The sequence below is a fragment of the Bifidobacterium sp. N5G01 genome, from assembly GCF_002742425.1.
Classification (GTDB): Bacteria; Actinomycetota; Actinomycetes; order Actinomycetales; family Bifidobacteriaceae; genus Bifidobacterium; species Bifidobacterium hominis.
This window is the reverse complement of the sequence record NZ_NJNP01000003.1, coordinates 1-17,170: the sequence shown is the minus strand read 5'-3', so window position 1 is coordinate 17,170 and position 17,170 is coordinate 1. Positions and strand designations below refer to the sequence as shown.

General features: G+C 56.0%; 10 protein-coding genes and 1 rRNA gene. 8 read left to right on the top strand and 3 right to left on the bottom strand.

The window, feature by feature from the left end; all coding sequences use genetic code 11:
• Positions 1-27: 27 nt before the first annotated feature.
• Positions 28-1,260, bottom strand: coding sequence for a LacI family DNA-binding transcriptional regulator (locus CE168_RS05820; protein WP_099571524.1), 1,233 nt, complete (start codon positions 1,258-1,260; stop codon positions 28-30).
• 285 nt (positions 1,261-1,545) lie between these two features.
• Between CE168_RS05820 and CE168_RS05815 the strand changes: the two genes are divergently transcribed.
• From CE168_RS05815 to CE168_RS05790, 6 genes are all read left to right on the top strand, one after another.
• Positions 1,546-2,925 (top strand): glycoside hydrolase family 27 protein, encoded by a 1,380-nt coding sequence (locus tag CE168_RS05815; RefSeq protein WP_099571651.1) that lies wholly within the window; start codon positions 1,546-1,548, stop codon positions 2,923-2,925.
• Positions 2,926-3,018: 93 nt separating this feature from the next.
• Positions 3,019-5,379 (top strand): alpha-L-arabinofuranosidase C-terminal domain-containing protein, encoded by a 2,361-nt coding sequence (locus tag CE168_RS05810; protein ID WP_099571523.1) that lies wholly within the window; start codon positions 3,019-3,021, stop codon positions 5,377-5,379.
• A gap of 121 nt (positions 5,380-5,500) precedes the next feature.
• Positions 5,501-6,457, top strand: coding sequence for a TatD family hydrolase (locus CE168_RS05805; protein WP_039199411.1), 957 nt, complete (start codon positions 5,501-5,503; stop codon positions 6,455-6,457).
• Between the two features lie 223 nt (positions 6,458-6,680).
• The gene (locus CE168_RS05800) at positions 6,681-8,858 is read left to right on the top strand and encodes a KUP/HAK/KT family potassium transporter (protein WP_039199410.1); all 2,178 of its coding nucleotides are present in this window, start codon (positions 6,681-6,683) and stop codon (positions 8,856-8,858) included.
• Positions 8,859-9,056: 198 nt separating this feature from the next.
• A complete protein-coding gene (locus tag CE168_RS05795; RefSeq protein WP_039199409.1) occupies positions 9,057-9,941 on the top strand; it encodes a class II glutamine amidotransferase in 885 nt (294 codons plus the stop codon).
• 137 nt (positions 9,942-10,078) lie between these two features.
• On the top strand, positions 10,079-10,870 hold the full coding sequence (locus tag CE168_RS05790; RefSeq protein ID WP_099571522.1) for an HD domain-containing protein: 792 nt from the start codon (positions 10,079-10,081) through the stop codon (positions 10,868-10,870).
• A gap of 118 nt (positions 10,871-10,988) precedes the next feature.
• Here CE168_RS05790 and CE168_RS05785 read toward each other — a convergent pair whose 3' ends face one another.
• Positions 10,989-12,158: an ATP-binding cassette domain-containing protein gene (locus tag CE168_RS05785; RefSeq protein ID WP_099571521.1), complete on the bottom strand. Its 1,170-nt coding sequence runs from the start codon at positions 12,156-12,158 to the stop codon at positions 10,989-10,991.
• Positions 12,155-13,480: an ABC transporter permease gene (locus CE168_RS05780; RefSeq protein ID WP_099571520.1), complete on the bottom strand. Its 1,326-nt coding sequence runs from the start codon at positions 13,478-13,480 to the stop codon at positions 12,155-12,157. The genes CE168_RS05785 and CE168_RS05780 overlap by 4 nt, the downstream gene beginning before the upstream one ends.
• Positions 13,481-13,661: 181 nt before the next feature.
• Between CE168_RS05780 and CE168_RS05775 the strand changes: the two genes are divergently transcribed.
• Together CE168_RS05775 and CE168_RS05765 are read left to right on the top strand one after the other, a co-directional pair.
• Entirely contained in the window at positions 13,662-16,076 is a 2,415-nt protein-coding gene (locus tag CE168_RS05775; protein WP_236824343.1) for a DUF6541 family protein, read from the top strand.
• A gap of 679 nt (positions 16,077-16,755) precedes the next feature.
• Positions 16,756-17,170, top strand: a 16S ribosomal RNA gene (locus tag CE168_RS05765); the annotation flags it as partial.

Below are 17,170 nucleotides of genomic sequence, written 5' to 3'. Positions count from 1 at the left end.
TGCAATCGGGCGCGGAACGCACGATAGCTATATGATCGCGGTCGTGGATTCACGTTCGACCAACTGATATCCGATGGTTGCGCGGCTCGGCGGCAGCACCGTGCCTGCATCATTGGAATTTCCGGCATTGCTGGAATTACCATTCACTTCGCCGCGTTCGATCCGTTCGACGATCATATCGACCGCGAATTTGGCAAGCTGGTCGAGATCCACTTGGATGGTGCTCAGCGAAGGGGTGGTGTAGGTTCCAGAAGTCACGCCGTCGAATCCGATCACCTTCACGTCTTGCGGCACATGGATGCCATAGTCGGCGAGGCCGCGAATCACGCCGAATGCGGCGAAATCATTGGCGCAGCACACTCCGTCGAACGCGATTGCGGGAATCTTGTCGGTCGTTTCGATCGATTTGCCCGTAATCTCGCCGCTTACATTGTTGAAATCGGCGGTTCCGGCCGTGCCTGTTTCGCGGTCTCCGGCACCCGCGCCGGCTCCGCAGTCCGCCCTTCGTGCCGCCATAATCCGTTCGGCGATCGCGTGCCCGGCGGTAATGCCGTCGTCGGAGCAACCGCCTTCGAACACCATGGTTTCGTCATATGGCAATCCTGCGTCCAGCAACGCCGCGCACGCCCCCCGAAGTCGCAGTGCGAACGCATTCTGCGCATGCGCTAACTCGGCGCGCGGCACGAACGTATGCCCGACAATCGCAATATTCCGGCATCCCTGGGCGATCAGATACTGCATCGCAGCGCGTTCGCCCTCCTCGTTGGGGAAATTCACGGCATCCACGGTTGGCGTTTCCTCGCATGCGTCGAGCAGTACGAGAGGGCGCCCGCCGTTGAGTTTGGCGAGCGGTAGATTCGTGCCCAATCCGGTGGCATGCAGAATCTCACCGTCGAAGAGCTGCCCGGAGAACGGATTGCTGGTCAGAGCGTGTTCGGCCGCGTCCGGTGAATATTGGGTTTGCTCAATGAATGGCGTGAGTCCGCGTGATGTGATCTCGTGGCTCAAAGCTTGCGTCAGTTTCGAATAGAACGGCGAATCGAATTCGTTGACGATGATGTGAATAATGTTGCTGCGACCTGATTTGAGCATGCTGGCTGTCAGATTGATGCGATAGTCGAGTTTTTTCGCTGCTGCCAATACTTTGGCTCGGGTCGATTCCTTGACGCCGGCTTTGCCGTGCAGTGCGTTCGATGCGGTCATGGGGGAGACTCCGGCCTGATTTGCCACGTCTCGCAACGTCGGTTTGCCGCTTGTCATGCGCCGCTCCTTACAGCCAAGTTTTTCTGTAACGATATTATATATGATGATTTTCTAGTAATCGTTGAAATTTCAAAGAATCACCAATATCTTATCATGATTGTGATTTCTGAAATATGCTATAAAATATGTAACGGTACATATCTGAAGTTTTCCAGGATGATGAAGTCGAACAAGTAAGTCAAGGATGACGTCAGATACTGTAAACGACACGCTTTTCTAACGTTGTACAAGGAGAAGGCAATGGCGATTACCGAGGATTTGCCAAAAGTATGGCGACCGCCAATGGGCTGGAACAGCTGGGATTCCTACGGCACCACCGTCACTGAAAGCGAAGTGCTTGCCAACGCACGATTCATGGCGGAACACCTGAAAGACGCCGGCTGGGATACGATCGTCGTCGACATCGACTGGTACGACCCGACCGCTCGCGCACACGGTTACAATGCCAATGCGCCGCTGATCCTCGACGAATACGGGCGTCAACTGCCCGACCCTGAACGATTCCCCAGCGCTGCAGACGGGCACGGTTTCGCACCGCTTGCCGAACAGATCCACGCCATGGGACTCAAATTTGGCGTACATATGATGCGAGGCATTCCGCGCTTGGTGGTCGACAACAATCTGCCGGTCAAAGGCACTCCATACACGGCGCAAGAGGTGGCGGACCTTAACCACGTGTGCAAGTGGAATTCAGACAATTATGGGCTGAACCATAACCACTCCGGAGCTCAAGCTTGGTATGACGAACAGCTCGACCTGTTCGCCTCATGGGGGCTTGACTTCCTCAAAGTCGACGACATGCAAACGCCATTCCACAGCGCGGAAATCGCCGCCTACCATAACGCCATCGCCAAAGCTGAAGCGAAATACGGTCGCAGCATCAGCCTGTCGCTCTCGCCGGGCGGTTGGGTGAGCACCGGCTACACCGAATTTCTGCGAGACAGCGCGCAAATGTGGCGTATCAGCGACGATTTATGGGATCGTTGGGAAGACATCTACCAGCAATTCCCGCGTCTTGCGAGGTGGGCGCCGTTCCAGACCACCGGTCATTGGGCTGACGCCGACATGCTGCCGTTGGGGCATATTGGATTGCGGGCCGAACGTGGCGACGATCGCCAAAGCCGCCTCACCGAAGATGAAAGCCGCACGTTGCTTGCCCTCTGGTGCATGGGACGCAGCCCACTTATGGTAGGCGGCGACCTGCCGACCAGTACCAGCGAAACCATTGAACTGCTCGCCAATCCGGCATTGCGCGAAGTCACCGCAGGATCCACCAACAATCACGAAACCGTGTACGAACGCATCTTCGAACGTTGGGATGACGAAAACTCCTACCTTGGGGATCTCGTGGTGTGGGCCGCCGATGCGGCCGACTGGGCGGATGGCACTCCTTCCGCGCATTCGGGCGGACATTATGCAGCCATCTTCTGGACCGGCGATCGCGACTACGAACTGCCGGCAACCATCGAACTGCAATCCATCGTCGGATTAAGCCAACGCAACGATCCGTGGACGATTACCAATCTGTTTGACGACAAAACCAACGCAACTGGCGAAACTGATGTAACCGGCGCACGTATCGAAGGTGAGGGCGAAGATCGAGTCATCCGCGGAACCATACCAGCGCATGGCGTGCTCTGGTTCGCACTCGACCCGCGCTGACGGCAACCAGCAGTCGCTATAAATCGCCATCAATCATCAAATTTCCAACAAAACTCAATAACAAACCACCAACCAAACACAACAAGGAATGCCATGACCGACACCATCATCGCAACCCTCAACAAGGCAGGTGTGCGCAACATCAGCACCGACCTGTGGGGCATCTTCTACGAAGACATCAGCTACTCCGGCGACGGCGGACTCAACGCCGACCTCGTACAGAACGGCGCATTCGAATACAATCGTGCCGACTCCTCCGACTGGAGCAACTACAGCTTCTGGCGCAAAATCGTGCCTGCCGGCTCCTTCGCAGCCTTCGACGTGCTCACCGACAATCCGGTAGCCGAAGAAAACCCGCACTATGCGTCCGTTGAAGTCGAACAGGCGCCGGCTTCGCTTGAAAATATCGGCTGGGACGGCATGGTCTTCCGTGCCGGCGAAACCTACGATTTCTCCGCATGGATGCGTATTTCCAACAATTGCGAAGCTTCCGCACTTCCCGTCACCGTCGCTCTGATTGGCGACGATGGAAATGCGATTGCAGAACAAGATATCACCGTCGATTCCAACGATTGGCGTAAGCAAGAGGTTTCGCTGACGGTTTCCGGTGAGAGCAATGCCATCGTTGTACATGAAGGCGCTTTGCGACTCACCTTCACCACGGAAGGTACCATTGATCTTGATTTCGTTACCCTCGAACCACGCACCACCTACAACGGGCTCAAGCATTTCCGTCCCGATTTGGTCAAGGCGCTCGCCGACCTGCAGCCGCGCTTCATGCGCTTCCCGGGCGGCTGCATCACCCACGGTCTTGGCATGGATAACATGTACCACTGGGATCGCACCATCGGTGATGTTGAGCATCGGCCGCACAATTTCAACCTGTGGGGATATCACCAGTCGTTCCGTATCGGCTACTACGAGTATTTGTGCCTGTGCGAAACCATTGGCGCGAAGCCGCTACCGGTGCTGCCCGCTGCCGTGAGCTGCCAGAACACCAGCCAAGGTCCGGTGCCGATCGCGCAGAAAGACATGCCGGCATACATCGATGAAGTGCTGCATTTGGTCGAATTCTGCAATGGCGACGCCGCAACCACCGAATGGGGTGCCAAGCGTGCCGCCATGGGTCATCCGGAACCGTTCAACCTTGAATATTTGGGCATTGGCAACGAAGATCTTATCGATGACGTGTTCAAGAACCGCTTCCAGCAGATCTTCGACGAGGCCAAGGCCGCCTACCCGGATATTGTTGTGGTTGGCACGGTCGGTCCGGCTCCGAGTGGCCCCGACTATGAGGCTGGTTGGCAGTATGCACGTGAAGCCGGTATTCCCATTGTTGACGAGCATTCCTACCAGTCTTCCAGCTGGTGGTTCCACAATCTCGACCACTACGACACCACGGATCGTGAAGGCCCGAAGGTGTACTTGGGCGAGTATGGTTCGTGGAACACACAGCTGATCAACGGTCTTTCTGAAGCGGCGTTCATGGGTCGCATGGAATTGAACGGCGATGCAGTGGTTATGTCTTCGTATGCGCCGCTGTTTGCCAAGAACGGGCATCACAGCTGGAATCCTGATCTGATCTACTTCGACAACGAACGTACCTACCTGCCGTACAGCTACTGGGTGCAGCAGATGTATGCCACTACCACGTCCGATACCGCATGGCCGGTTGCAGTGGAAGGCAAGACCACGCTGCGTCGCGAACTGCCGTCGACGGTCGGCTTGCGTTTGGAAGGCGCTGCTCGCGCCGACATCACCGACTTCAGCGTCGACACTGCTGATGGTCGCCATATTGAGCTTGAAGACTGCCATTACGCGGGCAACGGTCCGAAAGCCACGAATCTGAACATCGACGCCGACGCCTACACCATCAACGCCACCATCACCTATTATCAGGGTCGTTGGGGTCTGCAGCTGGTGCACGGCGACATCAACGGCAAGAACCACAACATCACGTCGCTCGGCCGTGCCTTCGAAATCAAGGTGGTGCGCGACGGCACCGCCTACAATCTCGACGGCACCGAATGGTCCATGGACGAAGTGTTCCCCGGAACCGTGTGGCAGGTGCGCATCGAAGTGACCGATCGTGGCGAAAGCATGAAGCTGTATATCGATGGAGAGCTTGTTGCGCAAGGTGTTGAAGAGCCGGAAGAGCCTCGTCGTACCGTCACTGTGGCTCGTAACGATGCCGAGGGAGTCACTTACGTGCGTATCGTCAACGCGCTCGATGCCGAAGCTGAAGTGGATGTGACTCAGGTGCTTGACGAGCTTGGTGTTTCCGCGGAATCCCGCGCTTCGGCAACTGCCACTGTGCTTGCCGGAGCCGACCCGTACGCTGGTGAAATCGGCAAGTCCTCACCAACCGTTCCAGTCGGAACCTCGCTTGACCTGACCAGCGGCATCTACACCGCCCCCGCCTGGTCCTTCACCACCCTCACCCTCCATGACTAATCGCGGAAAGCGTTTCAGCGCTACATCGCAAAACATATAGAGGTGCGTTGGTTAATCCCACTGCCATCGATGAATAACGCGGCTTCCGAAGCAAGACTGCCATCGAGCGTAGGCTGGAGGCATGAGCAAACACCATCGTGACCGCAGCTGGGCGCCAGCACCGCAACCACTTCCCGAGAACGCGCACGTTATCGACAACCACACGCATGTGGCGTCCGTCGTGCCGTTCTCGCGGGCCATGAGCCATGAAGCCCAAGAAAAAGGCCAACCGGAAGTCCCCGTATACAGCGTCGACGAACTGCTGAACCAAGCACAACAAGTCGGCGTCGAAGGCGTCATCGACTGCGGATGCGAACTACCGAACCTCATGACCGCCATCGACATGGCACGTGAACACCCCCAAACCGTGCACGCGGCCATCGCCATACATCCCAACGAATCCGTGCTCCACGGTCATCGCGGAGTGCCCGGACCAGACGGCCTTCCGCTCAAATACAAACCCTGGCACGACACCAACTTCGAAGACGCCATGGCCGAAGTACACCGTCTTGCCATCACTTACCCCAATCAGGTTGTGGCCATAGGCGAAACCGGCATGGATCTCTTCCGCACCGGCGAAGCCGCCAAAGAACTCCAGCGGGAAGCTTTCCGCGCGCACATCGCGCTCGCCAAGGAACTCAATCTGCCTATGCAGATCCATGACCGTGACTCGCATAAGGAAGTTATCGAAACGTTGCTGGCGGACGGCGCTCCCGAACGGACCGTGTTCCACAGCTATTCCGGTGATGCCGAAATGGGTGAGATAGCGCGCGAAAACGGTTGGTATCTCAGTCTTTCGGGCACATCCAGCTATAAGGGCAACGATGGTATCCGCGAGTCGGCACGCATTGTCGGGCTCAGTCATGTCATGGTCGAAACCGATGCCCCCTACCTAAGTCCGATGCCGTATCGTGGCCGCACCAACGCGCCGTACATGATCCCCTACACCCTGCAGTCGTTGGCGAATTATCTCGATAAACCGCTGACGGAAGTCGCGCAGGCAACACGAAAGACTACGCGCGAAGTGTACGGAATCTGAACAAATTCCGAAAATCGGCAAAGCGGAAACGATTTGTCCGAAAATGAGAGAGAATAAGAGAAAAACAAAAGGGAAAAAACCCACAGGAAGTCTACTTCTTTCGAGATCAAGAATCGCAAGAAACAATGTGAAGATTTGACAAGACTTCGTACGGCTCCTAACGTGCCTTTTTGCGTTTATTTTGGGGAGTGGGTTGGAAGGCCCGCCACTTGGAGGTAGCGTTATGGCTAACGAGCCTAACGAGGATGAGCCGCTGTTTCACGCAGCCACATACACGCAGGCGCCGAAGGTTTCGCACAAGGTGCTGACCAAGGAAGAGCGACAGGAGCTGATCAAGCAGCACGAGGAGAAGCAGCAGGAGGCCGCCAAACTTGACCAGGTGGCCAGCAAAGGTCCCATCGGCCGCTGGTGGAGCCGTCTGCAATCCGGGCCAAACAAAATCACGCCTGCCATGGCGATCGTGGCGTTGGGCGTGGTATATGGCGATATCGGCACCTCGCCGCTGTACACCATGCAGACGTTCCTCAACGGGCAGGGCGGACTCGCACACGCTGACCACGAGGCCGTGCTCGGCGTGCTTTCGTTGGTGTTCTGGTCAATCACACTCATCACCACTGTCAAATACGTGTTGATTGCCATGCGCATCGATAACAAGGGCGAAGGCGGCATTTTCGCGCTGTACTCGTTGATTCGAAAGTACGGTGCATGGCTTGCGATTCCCGCCATGCTCGGCGGTGCCGCGTTCCTCGCCGATTCCGTGCTTACCCCAGCCGTGTCCATCAGCTCGGCAGTGGAAGGCTTGGAAACACTACCGGCTTTTGAAAAACTTTTTACCGAAAACAAGCAGCTGACCCTGATGATCACCGCGGCCATCATTCTGATACTGTTCTCTGCGCAGTCGCGTGGCACCGAGCGTATCGGCAAGGTGTTCGGTTCGGTCGTGCTTGTATGGTTCTCGTTCCTAGCGGTTGTCGGCTTGGCGAATCTCAGTCAGTATTGGGGCGTGTTCGCGGCGCTCAACCCCTTGTACGGTGTCAGATTCCTGTTCAGCAGCCATAATGCCGCTGGTCTTGCCATCATGGGTACGGTGTTCCTGTCAACCACCGGTGCCGAAGCGCTTTATTCCGACATGGGTCACGTTGGACGTGGCAACATCTATTTCACGTGGCCGTTCATCAAAATCGCGCTTGTGCTCTGTTATTTCGGCCAAGGCGCATGGATGCTCAATCATTGGGATGATTCGGCTTATGCCCGCACGCACGGTTTGAACCCGTTCTTCGAAATGATGACGCCCAGCGTGCGTTACGTGGCCGTCGTGCTTTCCGTGGTCGCGGGCGTTATCGCCTCGCAGGCATTGATCACCGGCGCGTTCACGATGGTGTCTGAAGCCACCCATCTGAACTGGATGCCGCATCTTCAGGTTCGTTACCCGGCCCGTACCCGCGGCCAGCTGTACATTCCTGTGGTCAATGTGGTGCTTTGCGTTTCCACGCTGTTGGTTTTGGCGCTATTCCGCGATTCCGAGCATATTTCCGCGGCGTATGGCCTGGCGTTGACCATCACAATGATCACCACCACCATTCTGCTTGCCGTCTACATCTGGCATTCAGGGCGTCGTATCGGAGCGGTCGTATTCACCGTGCTGTTCCTTGCGATTCAGTTCATGTTTTTCTTCGCTTCCATGGCGAAGTTCCTGCATGGTGGCTGGTTCACAATGCTGCTTACCTTCGCGATTCTGCTGGTCATGTATACGTGGAACGAAGGCACGAAGCTGGAACGTGCGCAGCGTCGTCATATGCAGCCCGCCGAGTGCCTGCCGGTGCTGGAGCGGCTGCATGATGACGATACGATTCCGTATTTTGCCGACAATATCGTTTACCTCACGTCGGATCCGGAGATGAAGCGTATCGATACCGATATCTTCTTCTCGATTTTCGCCGACCATCCAAAACGTGCCCGCGCTTGGTGGGCGGTTTCTGTCGAGACCGCTGATGAGCCGTTCACTCGCGAGTATTCGGTTGAGAATTTCGGCACGGATTACATGTTCCGTGTTCGCATTCGGCTTGGTTTCAAGGTTTCTCAGTCGATTCCGGCTTACATTCATCAGATCATGAACGATTTGTCGAAGTCGGGGGATCTGCCGAAGCAGGAAAGCCGTTATCCGAAGCTTGATGCTGATCCGAATATCGGTCCGATTCGATATGTGCTGATTCACAAGGCGCTTATGCCTGAGTCGAAGGTATCGCAGCGTGGCGCGATTTCTTTGGAAATCAAGTATGCGATCCGTCGTCTTGCGGGATCTCCGGTCAAATGGTTCGGCCTTGCGCCTTACAATCCACTGATTGAGATACAGCCGCTGTTCCTCGCGACTCAGCGTCCTCCGCGGCTAAAGCGTGTGTGAAACAAGCCGTGAAACGGGCTGCATGATGATGATCGCTTCTGCCATCGTCGCGCAGCCCGTTTTCGTAGGGACATTTTGTAGGTTTTGCACGGTCTTATCGCGAAGAATCGTTGGAATCACGCGGTTTTTTGCACGCTATAAGCAATGTCGATAGCCATATGCGCGCGTTGCAGCACAAGCCCTGTAGAGTAATCAACCATGTGCAGATTACTTGGATTCGCGGCAGCCGGAAGCAACACCAGTCTCAATGGTGTGCTCGGCATGCAGACCGTACGCGATTTCCGTGATCTGAGTGAAATCCACAACGATGGCTGGGGCTCCGCGCTGGTCACCGTGCCGAGCGAGTCGCCGTACCTACGTGACGGTGGCGCTCCCACTCCGGAAACCGGCACCGCCATCTACAAGAACACGATCGCGGCCCGCCATGATCCGATTTTCGACGAGCTCGCCAACGCTCCGGCCCGTGGAGGCCTGTGGCACCTACGTTTGGCCAGCTCGAACCTGCCGCTGATTCTCGAAAACCAGCAGCCGTTCTACGCCAACGGATTGAGCTTCATCCACAATGGCGATATTTCCGACGATCAGGGTCGCAACATCATCACCAACCGTGCGTTCCCAGTCGACCCGAATATCGTGCAGTCCACCGGCGGCCGTTCCGATTCCGCCATTTTCTTCGCAGTGATTCTGCAGTACATCGGTTTTGGTTTCGCGCTCGACGAGGCGGTCGCGCAGGCAGTGCGCGAACTGCGCAAAAGCTATCCGAAATCCAGCTACAACTGCATGATTCAGAGCCAAGACCAGTTCATCGCTCTGTGCGCGGCCGGTCGTGAGGTCACGTCCAAGCGCATTGTGGAAATCTATGACCAGTACGGACGTGGCGACCAGGCGCATGACTATCGTGTGATGCGCTATCGTGCGCTCGGCGAATCCGAAGCGGATCAGGCTGCAGGCCAGCTGAAGGGCGTGGTTGTGGCCAGCTCCGGTTTCGATCAGCGTGCCGAAGATGGCTGGACTCGTTTGGAAAACGATCGGATGATCGTCGCTTCTAACCGTACCGGCGCATTTCGCGTGCGTTCTATCTGAAATTCGTAAGCTGAAAATCCGTACTTGGGAATTTTCGACCGTAATTTTCGACTGTAATTTTCATCTGGGATTTCTGGACATTTTTTCGACCGGATTCAGCATGCGGCAATCGTCATACAGCGCCTAAGATAGGCGGTATGACAACCGGATATATTCCTACACTCGCCCAAGTTGACGAACTGCATCGAAAAATCGCGCAATCGCAAGCCGCATACGATTTGATTCACGGACATTGCGTAGTCGTTGCCGACATCGCACGTCGCATGGCACGCAGGCAGAACGCACTTTTCACCCGTCGCTGCACGCTACCGGACGATGCCCCCGAAAAAGTGGGCGATTTCGGCCTTAGGCTTACGCAAGATGGCAATGGAGACGAATCGTTCGGCATGCTTCGCATTCCTTCCATTCCATCATCGGACGGGCTTACGGGCGGAACCGTTCCGCCAAGGCTGATCGATGAGCATCTGGTGGTGATCGGTGGTCTGCTGCATGATATCGGCACGTATTTTTTGCTCAAACAAGATGGTTCCGACGGTGGGCCGCTGAAATTCGACGGTCCGAATTACGTGCGGCATGGGCTTAAAGGCTACGAATATTTGTTGAATGAGGGTGTTGACGAGTCCATCGCGCAGTTCGCGCGCAACCACACCGGTGTGGGACTCACCAAAGAAGCGGTGGAATCGCAAGGATTGCCGCTGCCTCCGGCCGACTATGTGCCCATGAATCTTGAGCAGGAAGTGGTGATGGTGGCCGACAAGTACAACAGCAAGTCGATTCCGCCGAAGTTCCTGACTGCCGAAGCCTATGCGCGCAAAGCGGCCCGTTTCGGCGAAAGCAACAGGCGCGAATGGCTGCGGCTGCTCGAACGATACGGCGTGCTTGACGTCACGCCACTTGCCGAGCAGTACCACATGCGTATCGCGGAGTAGGGCAGACCGCTTTCAGAACACGTAAGCCCTTTGGGATTTGGCTAAAACCAGAATTCCAAAGGGCTTACCTATGGGCGCGCGAAAGAGTCTATGTTCGCGCGCCCGTTGCACTAGGCGGCTAGTCAAGTTCCACGCTGTGCTCCATCGCATCGGCGACCTCCGGATTGGTGGTCACCACGATGATGGCGCGCTTGCGATCGGTATCGCGCTTGAACTTCTTCAACAGATCCAACACCACGGCCGCATCGTCGGCATTCAATCCAGCGGTCGGCTCGTCGGCGATGATCACCTCAGCCTCGCAGCTTAGCGCACGAGCGATGGCCACGCGACGCTGGTTCAGTTCGCTTACTTCGCCGACTGCCAGGCCGGACGTCACCTCGTCGAAGCCCACGCGCTTGAGCAGTTCGCGGGCGATCACAGGCTTCGGCTTGAGGAAGTTGCGGTTCGATGCATCCATGGCGTAGAGCACATTGCCTTCCGCGTCGAGATCGGGGCGGAAAGCGAAACGTTGCGGAATGAATCCGATGCGGTGTCCCAGCACTTCGACCGGTTCGGTGTCGCTCAGGTTGGCGCTTTTGTGCATCACATTGCCGCGGTCCGTGCGCACCATGCCGACCATGGTGGCCAGCAATGCCTGATGCTGTTCGCGATCCTCCGCGTCCACAAGCACCGCATGCGTGGAGCCTGCATGGAACGACAACGACAGGTCGTCAAGAATATTGCGGCCGGTCTTGCGATTGGTCACGGTCACATGATCGAGCGCGAATGTCGGATTCGTTTTGAAGAAGAACGCATCCTTTTTGCGATTGCGCTTGATTTCATTGTCGAGCTGTGACGAAACGCTGGTCACGGAATCGGCTTTCACCGTTTCATGCGATTCCAGTACGGTCGGTTCGTCGGAAGAGCGCAAAGCGAGTGTTTCCTTCACTTGATTCGCGTTACCCGCCACCACGTCCGAATCGTCATCCTCGGTATCCGCAACGTCATTTGCAGCGTCGGCGGTTTCGTCGGCATCTGCGGTATCGTTGTCTGCAACCGCTGCAGTGTCGTCGTCATTTGCATCGTCGGAAGTCGCAGCATCGTCATTTTCCGCAATTTCGATATCTGCATTGTCATCGTCGTACATCACCGTAAAATCGATGGATTCAATGGAATCTGCGGAAGATGCGTCATCTGCAATATCGCCGATCGCAGTATCATCGACGGTCTCGCTTGCCTCGGCTTCAGCGGTCTCGTCAACCACGGTCTCGTCGATGTTTTCGTTCTTATCGTTCATATTGTCGCTCATGCCGTCACCTCCGAGCGTTCCTCAAACAGTTGGTTCAAGTTGAAGCAGGCCACGCGCACGAACGCCACGATGCCAAGCGCCAGGCATGCGCCCAAGCCGCACCAGATCACATTCCACACTGAAGCGGACGTGATCGCCACAGTCTGCCCGCCGGCCCACGCGGTGCCGATCGGCTTCGCCAATAGCGCGCCGGCAACCAAACCGATGATCCAACCCGGAACCGTCATCATGAACGTTTCCAGCATGAACTGCCATCCCAAACGGCCCTTGGTCACGCCGGTGATCATCGCCATGCCGATCTCGTCGCGCCGACCGCCGACTGCCGCCCACACAATCAATGCCAGCAACGCGATTCCGCCGACGATCGTCACGGCCAACAGCACGATGCGTGCGGCCGAAGCGGCGGAATCAAGCGGCTCAATCGACTTCTTATAGGCGGTAAGCGACGGCGAGGTGATCTCGTATGTCTTCGTGTCCAACTTGGCCTTCTTCACCGCGCGCACGAACTTGTCGTACGTGGAAGGATTCGCCAGCGAGAACACGATATTGAGATTCGGAACGCCCCATCCCGTGGCCCCCGTCGTGTCAAGCCCGTTCTTGGCGAAGTTGAGATACGTCGTGTAGATCACGTTTTCACGATTGTCCTTCGCGTATTTTGCGTCGGAACTGTTGCCCTCAGGCACGTCGCTGTCATATTCGTAAATGCCGCGCACGGTGAATGTGTACGTTTCGGAAGCCTTCGACGGATTGCCGACCGTCACCTTGTCGCCGACCTTGAGATTGTTCTTATCGGCTAGCGCCTGCGAAATGAGTACGCCGTCGCTCTGCGTCTTATAGCTCAGATGATTGCCCTTGACCACTTTGTAGTAGCCGTAATCGTTGATTTTCGTGGCATCCAACGTGTAGAACGCTTGCAGGGTCAGATTGCCGCCGGTCTTGTCTTCGCTGGTATCGCTTTTCGCGGCGATCGCCTGCAACGACTTGCTTTCACGCACCGGCACTGACGTTGCCAATGTGTATTCGAAGGTCACGCTGCTGTTCTGTGCGGCCGTTGCGTACGTGCCGTACTTTTCCCACGTCAAGTATTTGTCGGTATAGCTGGAATCGGCGCCGTCGCGCTTGGCTTTGGTTTGCGCGGTCGGCCGAATTACCGCAGTGGCTTTCTGCGACTGGTATGTTTCATTATTGGCGGTGTTGTCTGCTCGTATGACTGCCAGATCCACGGCAGCCGAGAAAGACACCAGTAGTGCGAGTAGGGCGATCAGCGCGGTGCGCCATTTGACGCGGCCGAGCGCCGCCCATGCGTTCTTGAGAACGAACATGCGGTACTTCTCCAGTTCTCTGTTATTGCGCGCCGGCGCATGCCGACGTCAGCGTTGGCCGGGACGCGCGCTCCGCAGCAAGGCAGGCCCGTAGCGCATGGTGCGTCCCGTGAAATTATCTTGGGCTTCCAACGTGATTGTTTTCTTGCGCAACACTGTTATACCCCTGCATGAAGTCTGAATGATTCCTGAAAATCGACCGTTGGGCATGGTTGCGGCGCTCGCTATGATGGAATTGATGACTTCCGAACAGATTACAAATGCCGGTTCCGTTACGGCCGATCATGACTCGATTCAGACGCATGCGCAGACTCGGTCTCGGCAGAACAGCTTGGCCACGGGCGGCCCGTCCGAGCGGAAATGTGATCTGCGATGGCGTCCCGCTATGCTGCATTCGGCGTCGCTCCGCGCGTTATTGCCGTGGCTTACGTCGATTATCGGCATCGTGTCCGCGTTATGCTTGGTGATTGCGTGGTTCCCCTCCACGGTGTGGAATACGCCGATTGCCAGCAGCGATGCCCCCGCGCATTACTATTTCATTCGCCGCCTGCTTGACGAAGGTTTGGGGGCGGCATTGCATTTGTGGCCTCATAATTCGTTTTATCCGCCGTTATTCCACATTTGCGCTTATTTCGTGATTAAAATCGCGGTGCTGTTCGGCGTGCAATGTTCGATTTACGCGGCATTCAATATCACGTGGATCATCGCTTCGGGCGTGATTTTTCCTTCCGGAATGCTGGTATTGTGCAGGTATTTTCTACAACGTTGGAATCGCGGCAATCCAATTTCACGTATTTCGCAAGCATCGCCTACTTCTGAATCGTCGTCCGTATCTGAATCGTCGAATGTTTCAAACCAGCATGCATCGTCAGCTGTAAATCAGCAATATAACGCCACTCTCGACGCTACTTTCGTTCTGCAGAATCTGCTTGGACTGTTCGTGCCGGTGCTTGCCGTCAGCTCGGTGTGCCATCCGTACGGACTGCTGAGTGCCGGCCCGCTGATCGCATTCGGTTTCGCCACTTCGCTGCTGCCGTTCCTTATCGCTGCCACGTTGCGCTTGTTCGATGAGATCTCCGCACGCGAGCATATAGTGAAATGGCTTGCGATTACTGCAATTGCAGGCGTGATCTGTTTGGTTGCGCACCCGCGTATTGCATTCACGTATGCTCTGATTCTGGTGCCGTTTATTGTGTTGCGTTTGCCGTGGAAGCTGATTCTGGGTGCGTTTATCGCCATGTGTGTCGGCGCGGTTGCGTTTGTGGCCCTGATGCTTACGTCGTTCAAATCGGATCGTTGGGCGAATCCCGCTTCCTGGTTCCATAGCCATCAGCCGTCCAAGAATTTGTGGGAGTCAATTTCGTTCTGTTTCACGGATGGTCTTGACGGTTTTCCTGCGATTTTGTTCGCATTATTGCTGATTGCGGGAACCGTTGCCGCTTTCGTTTGCGTCTCCCGCCGCACTGTTGTGCGCTTTTCGGATTCGCTTTCGGTTGCTGTTTCCACTGTGGCTCCCGCTTTTCCCGCTGATGCTGATGCTTTGGCTTCCGATACTGCGGTTCCCGCTCCTGCTGTTTCCCCGGTTCCCACTTCCGGTCTGCCGGCTGTTTCGTGTTCCGATGCTGCTGACGTCTCCTTATTCGAATCGTCCGAACCATCTCGACCTCGCCGCAACGATCGCCTGCGTGACGTGATCGCGTTGATGGCCGCATTTCTGCTGGTCACACTGGTTTATGTGTGCACGGTCACGTTGGTTGGCGCGCTGCCGAATATCATCAGCGCTCCTTGGTATCGCGATGAAAACCGTATTGTGACCATGCTTCCGCTGGTTGCGTTGCCGTTGCTTGTCATTGGCGTCAACGCGTTTTCCGAATGCGTTTCCGCGTGCGCCGCATCCGCTTCTTTCGCTCCTTTTGTATCTTCCTTCTCCACGAAGAATAGTGTTTCTTCTTCTTCCGTTCCTTCTCTTTCTTCTGGGCCTGCTGTTTCTTCCGTGAAGAGTGTTTCTTTCATTTCTAATTGGATCGGCCCAATCGCCGCATTCCTCGTAGTTGCGATACTTGCGGTTTCCGCGCAGATCGTATGTCCGTCTCGCACTGCAGTTCGTGACGCGATCATCGCGCATTCCAGCCTGGATCAAAGCGACCCCAACGAGCAGCTCACCGAGCAGAAGATCATTGTGCTGCGCAAGGTCACGGAACGTACTGGCACTCAGGCCACCATCATTTCCGATCCGCTGAACGGTTCGATGTATGCGGAGACGCTGTTCAACGCGAACATGCTGTATCCGATCATCAATGCGCGCACCGATGTGTCACCCGCTCCGTTCGGCAAAGTGGAGACCGCGTTTGCTTCCGGCGATGTGCAGCAGGTGCTTGGCACGGTATGTCCGCTGACCGACGCTCCGAAGTACTTTCTTACGATGGGCGACCAAGCGCAAAGCTTGCAGTCGTTCCCGTATCGCGCCCAATACGATTCCTTCCATAATGAGGAATTGATTGATGCGTATGTGGATGACGGCACGTTGGTAAAGGTTGCCGATTATTCGCAGTATGGCCAGGGCTGGGCTCTCTACCGTTTCGGATGCGCCGATTAATCGATTTTTGGCTGCGCTGCCTTGTTCTGCCGTCGCCTGCGCGCGCATATGTGAGACCGCACTTTCGATCAGTTGAGATCTGAATTTGTTCAGATTAACGATCTGGGTGCGGTTCTTTTTATTGCTTCCTTTCTTCCTCTGCTTGCTTCTTCTCTTTTCCATCTCGGCTGATGTGTGGATGGCTGGTTGCGGAGTTGGTTGCAGATGTGGTGTCGTGGTGCCGACACGCCCGGGTGTTGGCTTGCGGTGGGGTGTTTTGAGGTTTTTCCGACGGTCTTTTGCCGCGCGATGGTGTTCCTTGCCTGCTTTTCCCGTGTTTTCGACACGCCGGTGGAGTCCAGTGTTTTCAATGGTTTTCGTGGTGTTCGTGGATGTCCGATTTGCGTTGCCGGCCGTTGTGCTGTAGGTTTATCTCTTGCTGCCGCTCAGCGAGTGGTTCCCCGGCTGGGGTTCCCTGAGGTGGGTGAGTGGTGGTGGTTTGAGAACTCAAAAGCGTATTTGTACTACTTCTTTATAGTCAATGATTGCCAGTCCGTCTTACGGCCCGCGTGTTTGGCGTGGGTGCCGGGAGGCCGGTCAAACGGGACGGGGTTTTTGCGGACAGTCCGTTTTCCTTATAAACGGATGTCGGTTTCTTTGTTTTTGAGAGTCACATGTTGGTTCTCTTCATGAAAGGTTTTTTGTGGAGGGTTCGATTCTGGCTCAGGATGAACGCTGGCGGCGTGCTTAACACATGCAAGTCGAACGGGATCCAGGCAGCTTGCTGCCTGGTGAGAGTGGCGAACGGGTGAGTAATGCGTGACCGACCTGCCCCATACACCGGAATAGCTCCTGGAAACGGGTGGTAATGCCGGATGCTCCGACTCCTCGCATGGGGTGTCGGGAAAGATTATATCGGTATGGGATGGGGTCGCGTCCTATCAGGTAGTCGGCGGGGTAACGGCCCACCGAGCCTACGACGGGTAGCCGGCCTGAGAGGGCGACCGGCCACATTGGGACTGAGATACGGCCCAGACTCCTACGGGAGGCAGCAGTGGGGAATATTGCACAATGGGCGCAAGCCTGATGCAGCGACGCCGCGTGCGGGATGACGG

Excerpts from the sequence above, each read along its gene's own strand:
- CE168_RS05820 (WP_099571524.1), bottom strand. The coding sequence starts at position 1,260 with ATGACAAGCGGCAAACCGACGTTGCGAGACGTGGCAAATCAGGCCGGA.
- CE168_RS05815 (WP_099571651.1), top strand. The coding sequence starts at position 1,546 with ATGGGCTGGAACAGCTGGGATTCCTACGGCACCACCGTCACTGAAAGC.
- CE168_RS05810 (WP_099571523.1), top strand. The coding sequence starts at position 3,019 with ATGACCGACACCATCATCGCAACCCTCAACAAGGCAGGTGTGCGCAAC.
- CE168_RS05805 (WP_039199411.1), top strand. The coding sequence starts at position 5,501 with ATGAGCAAACACCATCGTGACCGCAGCTGGGCGCCAGCACCGCAACCA.
- CE168_RS05800 (WP_039199410.1), top strand. The coding sequence starts at position 6,681 with ATGGCTAACGAGCCTAACGAGGATGAGCCGCTGTTTCACGCAGCCACA.
- CE168_RS05795 (WP_039199409.1), top strand. The coding sequence starts at position 9,057 with ATGTGCAGATTACTTGGATTCGCGGCAGCCGGAAGCAACACCAGTCTC.
- CE168_RS05790 (WP_099571522.1), top strand. The coding sequence starts at position 10,079 with ATGACAACCGGATATATTCCTACACTCGCCCAAGTTGACGAACTGCAT.
- CE168_RS05785 (WP_099571521.1), bottom strand. The coding sequence starts at position 12,158 with ATGAGCGACAATATGAACGATAAGAACGAAAACATCGACGAGACCGTG.
- CE168_RS05780 (WP_099571520.1), bottom strand. The coding sequence starts at position 13,480 with ATGTTCGTTCTCAAGAACGCATGGGCGGCGCTCGGCCGCGTCAAATGG.
- CE168_RS05775 (WP_236824343.1), top strand. The coding sequence starts at position 13,662 with ATGATTCCTGAAAATCGACCGTTGGGCATGGTTGCGGCGCTCGCTATG.